Source organism: Streptomyces sp. BV286, from assembly GCF_019090165.1.
Taxonomy (GTDB): Bacteria; Actinomycetota; Actinomycetes; order Streptomycetales; family Streptomycetaceae; genus Streptomyces.
Map to the genome: position 1 here is coordinate 330662 of NZ_JAHRIB010000152.1, position 12317 is coordinate 342978.

The 12317-nt window shown below is 71.3% G+C and carries 11 protein-coding genes and 1 pseudogene; 4 read left to right on the plus strand and 8 right to left on the minus strand.

Going from position 1 to position 12317, the window contains the following annotated elements; all coding sequences use genetic code 11:
- Positions 1-25 precede the first annotated feature (25 nt).
- Positions 26-3217: an amidohydrolase family protein gene (locus KUF83_RS27330; RefSeq protein ID WP_217457584.1), complete on the plus strand. Its 3192-nt coding sequence runs from the start codon at positions 26-28 to the stop codon at positions 3215-3217.
- Positions 3218-3293: 76 nt separating this feature from the next.
- Here KUF83_RS27330 and KUF83_RS27335 read toward each other — a convergent pair whose 3' ends face one another.
- Positions 3294-4118 (minus strand): tyrosinase family protein, encoded by an 825-nt coding sequence (locus KUF83_RS27335; RefSeq protein ID WP_217457585.1) that lies wholly within the window; start codon positions 4116-4118, stop codon positions 3294-3296.
- Positions 4119-4145: 27 nt separating this feature from the next.
- Entirely contained in the window at positions 4146-4502 is a 357-nt protein-coding gene (locus tag KUF83_RS27340) for a tyrosinase cofactor (RefSeq protein ID WP_217457586.1), read from the minus strand.
- 1032 nt (positions 4503-5534) lie between these two features.
- On the opposite strand from KUF83_RS27340, the gene chvE reads away from it, so the two are divergent.
- The gene (gene chvE / locus KUF83_RS27345; RefSeq protein ID WP_217457587.1) at positions 5535-6632 is read left to right on the plus strand and encodes a multiple monosaccharide ABC transporter substrate-binding protein; all 1098 of its coding nucleotides are present in this window, start codon (positions 5535-5537) and stop codon (positions 6630-6632) included.
- 97 nt (positions 6633-6729) lie between these two features.
- On the opposite strand, the gene KUF83_RS27350 is transcribed toward chvE, so the two are convergent.
- Positions 6730-7395 carry a Tat pathway signal sequence domain protein gene (locus tag KUF83_RS27350; protein WP_217457588.1) on the minus strand — a complete coding sequence of 222 codons (666 nt, stop codon included), beginning with the start codon at positions 7393-7395 and terminating at the stop codon, positions 6730-6732.
- A gap of 716 nt (positions 7396-8111) precedes the next feature.
- Between KUF83_RS27350 and KUF83_RS27355 the strand changes: the two genes are divergently transcribed.
- Together KUF83_RS27355 and KUF83_RS27360 are read left to right on the plus strand one after the other, a co-directional pair.
- Positions 8112-8804, plus strand: coding sequence for a DUF6230 family protein (locus KUF83_RS27355; protein WP_217457589.1), 693 nt, complete (start codon positions 8112-8114; stop codon positions 8802-8804).
- Positions 8804-9199, plus strand: coding sequence for a DUF6114 domain-containing protein (locus KUF83_RS27360; protein WP_217457590.1), 396 nt, complete (start codon positions 8804-8806; stop codon positions 9197-9199). Before KUF83_RS27355 ends, KUF83_RS27360 begins: the two co-directional genes overlap by 1 nt.
- A gap of 35 nt (positions 9200-9234) precedes the next feature.
- Here KUF83_RS27360 and KUF83_RS27365 read toward each other — a convergent pair whose 3' ends face one another.
- From KUF83_RS27365 to KUF83_RS27380, 5 genes and pseudogenes are all read right to left on the minus strand, one after another.
- Complete coding sequence (locus tag KUF83_RS27365; RefSeq protein WP_217457591.1) at positions 9235-9861, minus strand: alpha-ketoglutarate-dependent dioxygenase AlkB; 627 nt, start codon at positions 9859-9861, stop codon at positions 9235-9237.
- A gap of 91 nt (positions 9862-9952) precedes the next feature.
- Positions 9953-10396, minus strand: coding sequence for an EamA family transporter (locus tag KUF83_RS42855; RefSeq protein ID WP_308403145.1), 444 nt, complete (start codon positions 10394-10396; stop codon positions 9953-9955).
- A gap of 55 nt (positions 10397-10451) precedes the next feature.
- Positions 10452-10787 (minus strand): annotated as a pseudogene (locus tag KUF83_RS42110) (EamA family transporter); the annotation flags it as partial.
- A 54-nt stretch (positions 10788-10841) separates the two neighbouring features.
- Positions 10842-11066 (minus strand): CDGSH iron-sulfur domain-containing protein, encoded by a 225-nt coding sequence (locus KUF83_RS27375; RefSeq protein WP_217457592.1) that lies wholly within the window; start codon positions 11064-11066, stop codon positions 10842-10844.
- Positions 11067-11133: 67 nt separating this feature from the next.
- A complete protein-coding gene (locus tag KUF83_RS27380; protein ID WP_217457593.1) occupies positions 11134-12135 on the minus strand; it encodes an iron-containing redox enzyme family protein in 1002 nt (333 codons plus the stop codon).
- Positions 12136-12317: the final 182 nt, after the last annotated feature.

The window sequence follows — 12317 nt, forward strand, 5'->3', positions numbered from 1 at the left end:
GGAAGATGCGCGAGCGTGCTGGGTCATGGACCGAGACCGGGGCAACGCCGCCCTCCCCCTCACCCGCCGCCGGCTCCTCGCGGCCGCGGGCGCCACAGGTGCCGTCACCGCCATGGGCGGCACACCCGCCGCCGCGTCGCCGCACGCCGAACTCTCCCTGACCTTCACCGAGGCGACCAACGGGTCGGCAAGCCTCGCGCCCGGCGGCGACCGGTTGATCGCCGAGATCCAGAACGTGCTCTGGTCGCTCCCGCGCACCGGAGGCAGCGCCGTCCCCCTCACGCCCGCGGACCTCGAACCGAACCGGCCCGTGTACGCGCCGGACGGCGGGCTCGTCGCCTTCTGCGCCTACCGGGGCGGCGGGTTCCACATCTGGACGATGCGGCCCGACGGTTCGGACCTGCGCCGGCGCACCGACGGGCCCTTCGACGACCGCGGCCCGGCCTGGTCGCCCGACGGCACCCGCATCGCCTTCGCCTCCGAGCGCGGCGGCGACCCGGTGACCGGCAGCCCGTACCGGGTCCACGTACTGGATCTGCGTACCGGCGACATCCGCCGGGTGACCGGCCTGCCCGGTCAGGCGGGACCTCTGCAGGAGGGGGCCTGGGAGGACTTCGACCCCACCTGGTCGCCGGACGGCACGCGGATCCTGTTCGTCCGCGCGAAGGGCGTCACCACGGCCAACGGCGCCGGACTCGACGCCCGGACCGTGGCCGCCGTCCCCGCCGACGGCGCGGGCCCGGTCGCCGTCGAGCACACCGACACCACGGGCGCGCAGATTCTTACCCCAGCACTCGCCCCGGACGGCCGTCGCCTGGCGTATCTGCGGACCACCGCGGCGCCCCACGGCTCCTGCACACTCGTCGTCGACGGCGAACCCGTCGCGGTTGTCGGTGACGTCGCACCGGTACCGCCCCGCTGGACGGCGCCCGACCGGCTCCTGCTGACGGTGGACGGCGCCTTCACCCTCGTACGACCGCGGACCCCGGCGGAGACGGACGTGATCCCCTTCGAGGGGGTGCTGCCCGTGGACCGGCCCCGCTACCGGGTCAAGGAGTACGACCTGGGGGAGGGGCGAGCCCGTCCGGTACGGGGCATCCACCTGCCCGCACTCTCACCCGACGGCCGGCACATCGCCTTCGCCGCCCTCAACTCGCTGTGGCTGGCCGACACTTCCGGTGGCAGAGCGCCCCGGAGGCTGCGCCGGGCGGCGGCCACGGAGTACCTGCTCGGGCCCTCGTGGTCACGCGACGGACGTGCCCTGGTGTACGCGGACGACCGGGACGGACTGCTCGGGGTGTACCGGCGCGATCCGGCCACCGGTGAGGAGACCGCGCTCGCGACCGGCGGCCGGGTCCATCCCGCGCTCTCACCCGACGGGACACGGCTCGCCTGCCTGGACCTGACCGGGCGGCTCGTCGTCCGTGACCTCGACAGCGGCGCGGAGCGGGTGCTCGCGACCCCGCTCGGCGCGGGAGGGCTGCCCGGGCGGCCCAGCTGGTCGCCCGACGGCCGGTATCTCGCGTTCTGCGACCGCAACCGGCTCAACCTCCGCTTCCGGGAGGGCTACAACCTCGTCCGCGTCGTCGACACCACGACCGGGACGGCCCGCCTGCACGCGGTGGCCCCTCATGTCTCGCTCGCCGACCGGTACGACTCGGGGCCCGTCTGGTCCCCGGACGGCCGCTGGATGGCGGTGATCGTCGAATCCGCGCTCTGTCTGCTGCCCGTCGCACCCGACGGGACGCCGCGCGGAGCGCTGCGCACCCTCACCACCGAACCGGCCGACCATCCCTCCTGGTCCGGCGACTCGAAGACCCTGCTCTACCTCTCCGGCGCCCGGCTGCGCCTGATCGGCGTCGGCGGCGGACCGGCCCGCACCGTCCGGGTGCCGCTCGACCAGCGCCGCCCCGTACCGGCCGACACCGTGGTGCACGCCGGCCGGCTCTGGGACGGCACGGGCGAGTCCGTCCGGGACGACGTCGACATCGTCGTACGCCGTGGACGCGTCACCGCCGTCGAACCCCATCGCCGGCGCGGCGCAGTGACGAGGATCGACGCGTCCGAGCGGACCGTCGTGCCCGGCCTGTGGGACACGCACACCCATCCGTGGCAGGTCACCTACGGCGGCCGGCAGACCGTCGGGCAGCTCACCTACGGCATCACGACCGCCGTGTCCCTCGGTGGCTTCGCCCACGAACAGGCCCGCATCCGCGAGGCGGTGACGGCAGGTCAGCTGGCCGGGCCCCGGCTGCTGACCACCGGCGAACTCCTCGACGGCTCCCGGGTCGCCTACAGCATGGGGCGCGCCCATCGGACGCGGGACGGGCTGCGGCGTTCGCTGGAGCGTGGCGCCGCGCTGGACTGGGACTTCGTCAAGACCTATGTGCGGGCGCCGGGTTGGGTGATGGAGGAGGCGGCGCGCTTCGGGCACGAGCGGCTCGGCGTGCGCTCGGGCAGTCATCTGCTCTCGCCCGGCGTGCAGCTCGGCCAGGATCTGACGACCCATCTGCAGGCCACCCAGCGGGCCGAGTCGGGGCACGCGATCACCCCGTCGGGGCGCGCCCACCAGGATCTGTTGGAGATCTACACCGCGCGGGGCGTGGGCTTCGGGCTCATCGCCACCCCGTTCACCTCGGCGCCCCTCCTCGGTGCGGATCCGGCTCTCGCCGACGACCCCCGGGTCACCGCCGTGATGCCGCCCTGGGACGCCGCTCTCGTCCGGCAGGGGGCGGGCGTGGCCCCGACACAGGCCCAACTCGCCACCCTGCGCGCGGAGACCGACATCTACCGGCGGATCCTGGCCGAGGGCGGCCTCGTCGCCCTCGGCACCGACCAGCCGCTCCTGCCCGTCGGCCTCTCCCTGCATCTCGGTCTGCGCGCGCTGCACCGGGGCGGCCTCTCCCCGGCCGAGGCCCTGCGCACGGTGACCGTGCTGCCCGCCCGGCTCTTCGGCCTGGACGACGACCTCGGCACGGTCCGCCCGGGCAGGCTCGCCGACCTGACCGTGGTGGACGGCGACCCCTTCACCGACTTCGACACGCTCGTACGGACGGTCGCCGTGCTCCGGGGCGGGGTCCCTTACACGACCGCCGGCCTGGTGGCCGCGTACGGGCCCACGTCCTCGTCCGCCACCCGGCGGGCGACGGACGAGGAGGACTGGCTGGAGGCGGGACGGCTGATGAAGCGGGACGGGTGCTGCGACGTGGGCCACTGAGGAGCCACGGGCACAGACCCGTCACGGAAACGGCGGGGCCGCCCCCGGTCGGGTCGCGGACGGCCCCGCCGACCGGTCAGGCGGTGTCGAACGTGTAGTGGGCCGTGTGGTCCAGCAGATCGGCGGGTGCGGTGTCGTTCCACGGCTTCATGCGCTCGTCGCGGTCGATGACGTCCGGTGTGCCCGCGGTCGGCAGGTAGCCGGAGTCCGGGTGTCTGCGCTGCCACTCGGCCCACAGCTTGTCGATGTAGGCGTGGTGCAGCCAGAAGACCGGGTCGTTGGGGGAGACGCCCGTGGCCATCTGCCCGCCCACCCACACGTGGACCCTGTTGTGCAGGTTGACTCCGCGCCAGCCCTCGAGATGGTTGCGGAAGCCGTCGGACGCGCTGTTCCACGGCGCCATGTCATAGGTGGACATGGCGAGCACCGACTCGACCTCGGCGCCGGTCGGCAGAGGCCGTCCGTTGCCGCCGAGCGAGCGGCGCAGATACGTGCGGGCGTCGACCCGCACGGATATGGGCCAGTTTCCGGCGGCCGCGGCGAACGGCCCCTCCATCACCCGTCCGTCGACGGCGCGTCCCGTGCCGCCGAGGAAGTCCGGCGCCCACAGGCCGGAGCGGGCCGTCCGGTCGGTGGTCCAGTCCCAGTACGGCAGCGCCACGGAGGCGTCGACGGCCTGCAGGGCCCGTTCGAACTCGAGGAGGAACCTGCGGTGCCAGGGGAGGAACGAGGGCGAACGGTGGCCCACCCGTTCGGAGGTGTCGGTGTCGCTGAGGATGAACGCGTTGTGGGTCGTGACGAAGGCGTCGTACCGGCCGGTCCGCTTGAGCTCGAGAAACGCGGCGACCAGCCGGCGCTTCTCGTCCGCGGTCAGGTTCGCCTGGTTCTTGCGTACGGTCATGAGAAATGAACTCCAGTGCCGGGAAGGTCAGTTGAACGGGACGAGCGGGGCTCCCTGGAGCTCCTCCACCGCGGCGCGGGCCGCCGCGCGCGGGCTCGCCACCGGGTCGTAGTGGCTCACGACGCTGATCCAGGTGCCGTCGGCGTTGCGCATCAGGTGCAGCTCGGCGCCGTCGACGAACACCGTGTAGCCGGCCCCGTGGTGGTGATGGCCGCCTGTCGGCCGGCCCGTTATCCGACGGCCCTTGTAGACCTCGTCGAAGGCGGTGGGCCCGTCGTGGCGGTCCGCTGCGGACTCGTGCGAAGGGGCGGCGGCCAGGGTGCCGGCGGTGACGGCCAGTCCGGCCGCGCCCTGCAGGGCACGGCGGCGGGTGGGATGCGGCATACGGAGACGTCCTCGTACTCGGTCCCGGCGGCAGAAGCGGTCGCATATGCCGCCGGGAAGGGATCGATTGGCGATTCGTATGCCTATCGACCCTTTGGCCGAGCAGGGAAGTCGGGACTGCTTGGTTGGCTACGATCAGGACAATTGCCCACATGTCATACAGGATTGAACAAGGGTGATCTTGCTGTGCGGAGGCCTCCGGAGAGCCTTCGGGCGCAACTTCGCTCCCCAGTGGGGTCCGTGGCGATGATCTTGCGGGTTCCCGGACATGTCCGTGGTGTCGCTCACGTCCGAAAACTGACGTGAATTCCCACCATGGGTCGGTCTTCCCCGCTGCGGCGCACGGCCTCGTGAGCGTTCGAACGAAACGTGGTGCCCACCCCCGCTTCCGACGTGGATTCACTCCTGGACCGACGCCCCTGGCTCGCGGCGGCGTCCGCCGCGCCCTCCTCGCGATCGGGCAACCGGCTTCCCGGGCAGGGCAGTTGGAACCGGATCATCCGCAAACGCACCGAGAGTCGCCGCGCCTCGCCGTGGCCGATCGTGCGCTGCCGCAACTAATGTGATGAAAGAGGGCCACAGCGGCCCTACGTCGGGATACGCTGCCCGGCGCACCCCACGTTCGAGTCCGCGCACGTGGGGGCCGGTCACCCCGGCCTGCTCGTGTGCGGGTTCAGCGGAGCCCCAACGCGAGAGACATACCGTCCGGTCTGACGCACCACCCTCACCGTGACCCGGTGAGCCCAGCCGATCCCGGAAGGCTTCACGCAGCCGGGCTCCGGTCAACCTCGGCGCCCCGCCTCCGGTCCGTACGCGCAGTGCGGCCCTTCGGGTACGGCGCCCCGAACCCCCGTCAGGGCAGCCTCGGCTCGACCTCGGCACCGAACAGAACGCACCAGGGACTCCGCCAGGATCCGTGTGCCGCGGGCGGCTCCATCACGACCTGCCGGTCCGGCCGGGATCGGGCGACGCCCTTCCGGTGCGCAGCCGGCCGCCGAGTTCCACCGACTGCCTGTCATCCAGTGAGGAACGATGAGCATGCGCGCCCGCACCACCGTAGCTGCGGCCATTTCGACGGTCCTGGCCATCTCCCTCACCGCTTGCGGTGAGGACTCCGACACCGGCAGCGGCGGCGAAGCGGCGTCCGTCGGCATCGCCATGCCCACCAAGACGTCACAGCGGTGGATCAACGACGGCCAGAACATGGTCGACGAGCTCAAGGGGTTCGGCTACACCACCACCCTCAAGTACGCCGACAACGACCCGAAGAACCAGGTCGCGCAGATTCAGGCCATGATCGACAGCGGCGTCGACGCCCTGGTCATCGCCTCGGTCAACGGCAAGGTGTTCGCCGACGTCCTGGAGAAGGCGGAATCCGCCAACATCCCGGTGATCGCCTACGACCGGCTGATACTCGGGACCCCGAACGTCGACTACTACGCGACCTTCGACAACGTGAAGGTCGGCACGCTGCAGGCCGACTTCATCACGGAGAGCCTCGGGCTCGTCAACGGCAGTGGGAAGGGCCCGTTCACCGTCGAGCTCTTCGCCGGTTCTCCCGACGACAACAACACGCGCTACTTCTACGAGGCCTCGATGGAGGTCCTGGAGCCGTACATCCAGAACGGCGACCTGATCGTCAGATCCGGCGAGACCGAGCTCGACGAGATCACCACCCTGCGCTGGGACGGCCCCACGGCGGAGAAGCGCATGAACAAGCTCCTCGACTCGGAGTACACCGACCAGGACGTCGACGCGATCCTCTCCCCGTACGACGGCATGTCGATCGGCATCATCAAGGCGCTGAAGGAACACGGTTACGGGGCGCCGGGGAAGCCGCTGCCCATCATCACGGGTCAGGACGCCGAGGTGCCCTCGATCAAGTCGATCATGGAGGGTGACCAGTCCCAGACCGTCTACAAGGACACCCGCGAGCTGGCGCTGGTCACCGCGTACATGGTCAACTCGATGGTTCACAACAAGAAGCCGGCGCTCAACGACACCCGGACGTACGACAACGGGAAGAAGGTCGTCCCCGCGTACCTCCTGGAGCCGGTGAGCGTCGACAAGGCCAACTACGAGCAGGTGCTCGTCGACTCGGGTTACCTCAAGAAGAGCGACCTGAAGTGAAGTGAGCCGGTGCACGCGTGCGGGGCGGGGAGAGAGATCTCCCCGCCCCGCACGCGTTCGGGTGGGCGCCGTCGGTCCGGGCCGCCGTCGGCCGCCGTCAGTTGACGAAGACCGTCGGGCTGCCCTCCTGCGTCGTGTCGGTGACCGGGGCGTACTTGGCGGTGAAGAAGCCGTTGCTGAAGCACAGCGACGAGCCGGAGAACTTCGTGAACTGCTGGTTCGCGAAGGCGATGCTGTTGTCGACGTTGCTCGACGTGCCCGACAGGCTGGGCGCCCGGTAGACACAGTTGATGCTGCCGAGCAGCGTCCGCAGCACGACGGTCGTCTGGATGGACGAGCCGGCGGCCGGGGTGATGGTGACCGCGCCCTCGGAGGTCACGGCCGTGGTGTAGGGCAGGTTGTCGACCGTGATGCGGGTGACGCCGAGCACCCCGATGACGTTGCTGGTGCAACTGGCGCTGTCGAAGGTGTGACTGGTGACCGACTCGGTGGCCGTGCCCGGCGCGGCCGGGTTGTCGACGACCTCGGCGACGAAGGCGGACGACGAGCAGGAGAGGCCGCTCGTGCCGGTGGCGCTGGAGTAGAGCGTGGCGTTGGTGCCGGCGGCCAGCGAGGCGCTGAGGACGTCACCGGCGGCGACGGCCGTGCCGGCGGGGCCGCCGGTGGTCAGGACCGAGCCGTCGGCGGCCGAGGCCGGGCCGGCCGCGGAGAGGGCGAGGGCCGTGACCGCCGCGGCCAGGGCAAGGGAAGTCCGAGTACGCATGAGGGTGCCTCATTCTGGAGGTGGGGTGGGGAGAGAGTGCCGGCGCCGGCCCGTCGCGCCTTCTCCGTACGCGACGGGCCGGCGATGGCTGCCGGGTGGTTGGCCGGGGGCGTCGACGGACGGCCTCCGGCACGGGACCGGCGGTAGGGCGACCGGACGCGGTCCCGGAGGGGAAGCGACCGTGCCGGTGCCATGGAGGGGTGGATGCGGATCGCACGTGCGGTCGGCCTGCTGGTAGTGGTCGGTCGACCGCCTGACCGGCCTGTCGGCCGTGTGGCGGGATGGTGCCCGGGAGTCGACGTGCGCCGCTGGACGGATCCGGCGCCACGGATCCGTGCGTAACCAGGGAGAGTTCTAGACCTGAGTGATGTTCAACGTCAAGATGCTGTAAGGAAGTTGACGTTGAATCAGTGATCGGGCCCGATCGTCGGCCGGTGCGTGCCGCAGGGGCTCCGGGCTGCGGGGGAGTGTCTTTCCCGGAGCTGCGGGAGGGGCCCTCCACGCCTTCGTCACATCTCCAACGTCCTTTTCGCACAAGGTGCTTGACCCTCGCCCCTTACCGCGGGTAACTTCCGTCGCGGCTACTGCTGCGTAACCTGAAAGCCCTTGCACCCGCCGGGAGGTGTGGGGAGGCGTGCGCCGCATTCGCTGTCCGCGCCAGGACAACGTGCCACTTGAAGCCCTACCCGCGTTGACCATGCCCCTGGGAGCAGAAAATGGCCTCGTCCTCGGACGCCGTCTCGTCCGCCGGTTCCACCCCTGAGCCTTCCGAAGTGCCGGAAAGCGGTTCCATGTCACACACCCCTGGCACCCCCGAGAGACGCGGGCGGGTGCGGCTGCGCCGGGCCGCGGTGATGGGCGTCCCCGCCACCGCGATCGCCGCCACACTCATGATCCTCACCGCCGAGGGGGCCCTGGGTGTGCAGTTCGCGATATCCGGCATGCCCTTCACCGTCACCGCGACGAACCTCGACGGCGAGGGCTTCGCGCAGTTCGGTTCCCTCGACCAGATGGCCGAGGGCAGCCCCAACGAGGGTGACACCGGCGGCCAGGTCCTGGTGGTGGTGTCCGCGATCAAGAAGGCGACCCTGACCAAGCTCTGCCAGAGCGTCGACCTCGGTGGCACGAACCTGCTCATCACTGCCGGCGCGGGGTCGCAGCCGGTGTCGGCGACCAACCTCACGACCGACTCCACCGAGCTGTCGGGTGACGCGGCCTTCGACAACATCGAGATCGGCAACGACGCCAGCACGCTCAACAAGTCCCACACGCGGGGCTCGGCGGGCGTCTTCAGCCAGCAGGCGGACACCGTCCACATCTCCAACCTGCGGCAGACCAACTACGCCACCACGGCGGCCGTGTTCAAGCTTCCCGGTCTGAAGCTGCGCTTCAGCGACAAGGGTTGCTGATGGTCGCCTTCCGGCGCTGGCGTGCGGCCCGCCCGTTCTGGGGCGGGCTGCTGCTCGCTCTGGGCGGGGCGGAGATCCTGCTCACGCAGAAGGCGTCGTTGAAGGTCGTCATGCACATCGGCATGCAGGGCCTGGCCGGCTATCTCCTGCCCCTCCTGATGCTGATCTGCGGGCTGCTGATCCTCTTCAACCCCGCGCAGCGCCTCTTCTACTCGGTCCTCGGCGTCCTGTTCTCCCTGGGCACCTGGCTCACCTCGAACCTGGGCGGATTCTTCATCGGTCTCCTCCTCGGTGTCGTCGGCAGTTGTCTCGCCTTCGGCTGGCTGCCGAACCAGGAGCCGCGCCCCGCCCGTTCGTGGCGCCGCCGCAGCAGGGAGCCCGTGAGTCAGCCGTGACGTGTCGGGGGTGCCACCGGGTGGCACCCCCGCGGTCACTGCACTCCGTGCGGCCGGAACTGGACACTGACGCGAGGGCCCGCGGCCCGCGCGCTCTTGGGGATCGCGTGCTCCCAGGTGCGCTGGCAGGAGCCGCCCATCACGATCAGGTCGCCGTGTCCGAGCGGGCGCCGCACCACTGCGCCGCCGCGCCGGGGCCGCAGCAGCAGATCCCGCGGAGCCCCCACGGACAGGATCGCGACCATCGTGTCCTGGTGCGCACCGCGGCCGGTCCGGTCCCCGTGCCAGGCGACGCTGTCGCGGCCGTCCCGGTAGTAGCAGAGCCCGGCCGTGGTGAACGGTTCGCCCAACTCCTCGGCGTAGTGGCCGGACAGGGCGTCCCGCGCCTCGTCGAGGACGGGATGCGGCAGGGCGTCGGCCGCCCGGTAGAACGCCAGCAGCCGTGGCACGTCCACCGTGTGTTCGTACATCTGGCGTCGCTCGGCCCGCCACGGCACCTCGTCCGCCAGTCGGGCGAAGAGGGCGTCCGCCCCGTGGAGCCAGCCGGGCAGCAGGTCGATCCACGCCCCGTCGCCGAGCGCGGTCCGGCGCAGCCCGCCGAGCGGGTCGAGACGGATGGCGTCGCTCTGGTCGAACAGTGAACCCTGGAGATGCGTGGACATGCCTCCAGGCTACCCGCAGATTCGAATGCGTGTGCTATTGGTGTCGAGGGCAGGGCGAGACGGGCAGGGCAAGACCGGTAGGGCCGACGCGTCAACCCAGGGTCAGCAGGACGACGGCGCCCGCGGCGGCCAGCAGTCCGGCCACCTGCTGCCGGCTCACCTTCTCGTGGAGCAGCGCAAGCCCCAGCACGGTGGGAATCGCCGGGTACAGCGATGCCAGTACGACGGCGAGGGCGAGCATCTGCTGGTGGGCCGCCCACAGATAGAGAGCGAGACCGAGGGCGGCGCCCGCTCCGATGACCAGGGCCTGGACCAGCCGGGCCGTCGGCTGCCGGAACTCGGGCAGATGCCGCCAGGCGCTGGGCAGCAACAGGACGACGGCGGCCGCGCGCCCGGCCGCCACGGGCCACACACCGCTCGCGGGATCCGCCTGGGCCAGGCCGATGTACTGCACGGCCACTCCCAGGCTGGCGAGCAGCCCGTCGGCGGCCGCCCGGCGCGTGGCCGCGCCCCGCGGGGTACCGCCGCCGGACACACCACAGCGCGGGCACCGTGACGCAGATTCCCAGCCAGGCCAGGGGTGTGGGCCGGTCACCCAGGAAGCAGACGCCGCACAGCACGGACAGCGCCACCCCGGTGACGGCGCTCACCGGGACCACGACACTCATCGCCCCCCGGCTCAGACCCCGGTTGAGGAAGTGCATGGCGGCTCCGCTGCCCACCCCGGACAGTGCACCCCACAGCACATCGGTGGACCGCACCGCCTCCGCGGGCACCATCGACGCCAAGACGACCGCCAGCAGGAGACCGCCGATCTGGCCGAGGAAGGTGACGACGGCGAAGTGCATCCTGCGGGACAGCAGCCCGCCGGCGAAGTCGACGACGCCGTAGCAGACCGCCGAGGCCAGTGCGAGAAGAGCGCCCATCGGCCCCGGGTGCCCGTGCGGAGGCGGATCGATGTCCCGCGGGGCGTCAGAGCCTCAGTGTCCGGAGTCGGGGCGGGTGCTCGGGGAGTGCCGGCGGTGGCTTGTGTCGCACCAGGGATAGATGCGGCTGCGTCGGCACGTGCACAGAGCCACGCAGAAACGCTCGGAGGTCACGGTCGTGCCGTCCTCCAGAACGATCTCGACCGGCCCTTCGACGAGCAGGGGGCCCTCACGCCGGGCGACGATCCGACGCGGGCGTTCGGCGGGGGTGTCCGGCACGGCCGTTCACCGCCTTTCTCTCGACGATCCGGTCCGGGAATCCATGGGGCGCGGGTGCGTCACGCGGTCACACGGCTGTGCGCAACGAGGACTCGCCCGAGCGCCATGCTGCGAGCAACCGGTCGGCGAGACGGTCCTCCAGCCATTCGGTCGCGTCGACTCCGAACGCGATGTCGCGGTCGAGGTGCGGCTCCTCCTCCAGTAGACCGGCGACGACCTCGCGGCGTACGACCTGCTCGTGCACCGCGTCGGCCTCGACGTGCTCGCGGTAGAAGTGCTCGGCCGCCGGTCCGGCGCCCGTACGGGCCATGGCGCGGGCCAGCCGCTTGGAACCGGGGGAGGACGTGGTCTCCACCGCGGCGAAGTGCCCCACCAGCGCGCCGCGCAGCGCGCGGTGCAGACCGAAGAGGGACATCAGGTTGACGACGGCGAGGGCCTCCGCGCCGCTCGCGTCGAGATAGCGCCCGTACGTCGGGTCCAGGTCCAGGTCGGCCATGAGGTCGGCGAACAGCTTGGCGTGCACGCGATCGGCGCGCCCCGCTCCGAACTCGTCGAACTCCACCGCCGCCATACCGGCCTTGGCGCGCCCCCACAGGCGTGGGAGAACCCAGGCGTGCGGGTCGGCCTCTTTGAGGTGGTAGACCGAGCGCTGGGCGGCGTACTCGCGCAGCTGCCACAACTCGCCCTTGTCCTGCAGGAAATGGGAGACGCCCTGGCCGTCGACGGGTTCCACGAGCAGTTCGTCCAGTGCGTCGTCCGCGTGGTCGTGCCTGGTCGCCCCGGCGCGCAGGGCCGCGAGGAACGGCTTCTCCATCGCCGCGCGGACCCGCAGCAGCTCCGGGTCCCATTCACGGGAGGAGTCGACGCCGGCGAAGCCCCGGTAGTGCAGCTCGTAGCAGAGATAGAGAGCGAGCTGCAGATCCTCACCGAGGGGCGAGGCGTCGGCGAGAGTGGCGTCGTCCGGCAGTGGTCCCGTGCCGCGCAGGTATGCGATGAGTGCCGCGGAGAGGTCTCCCCGGCTCGGCGGGAGTTCCGGTGCCGCGGTCGGGCGCTGATCCACACGTTCCATGCGCCACGAGTACCCGTGATCGACAGCTCCTCACCTGCGGAAGCTCTGTGAGGGAGCTGCGGCGAGCGACCGGACCACGGGTGTCGGGGCGACTCCGTGCAGGTCGGCGGCCATGGCGCGGCCCGTCCGGTGCGTCCCGCCCCGGCCGCGCCCGTCGTTCAGATGGACGGGGCTCGGGCCGG

Coding starts and splice junctions, on each gene's coding strand:
- KUF83_RS27335 (WP_217457585.1), bottom strand. CDS start 4,118: ATGACCGTACGCAAGAACCAGGCGAACCTGACCGCGGACGAGAAGCGC.
- KUF83_RS27380 (WP_217457593.1), bottom strand. CDS start 12,135: ATGGAACGTGTGGATCAGCGCCCGACCGCGGCACCGGAACTCCCGCCG.
- chvE (WP_217457587.1), top strand. CDS start 5,535: ATGAGCATGCGCGCCCGCACCACCGTAGCTGCGGCCATTTCGACGGTC.
- KUF83_RS27330 (WP_217457584.1), top strand. CDS start 26: ATGGACCGAGACCGGGGCAACGCCGCCCTCCCCCTCACCCGCCGCCGG.
- KUF83_RS27360 (WP_217457590.1), top strand. CDS start 8,804: ATGGTCGCCTTCCGGCGCTGGCGTGCGGCCCGCCCGTTCTGGGGCGGG.
- KUF83_RS27355 (WP_217457589.1), top strand. CDS start 8,112: ATGGCCTCGTCCTCGGACGCCGTCTCGTCCGCCGGTTCCACCCCTGAG.
- KUF83_RS27340 (WP_217457586.1), bottom strand. CDS start 4,502: ATGCCGCATCCCACCCGCCGCCGTGCCCTGCAGGGCGCGGCCGGACTG.
- KUF83_RS27365 (WP_217457591.1), bottom strand. CDS start 9,861: ATGTCCACGCATCTCCAGGGTTCACTGTTCGACCAGAGCGACGCCATC.
- KUF83_RS27350 (WP_217457588.1), bottom strand. CDS start 7,395: ATGCGTACTCGGACTTCCCTTGCCCTGGCCGCGGCGGTCACGGCCCTC.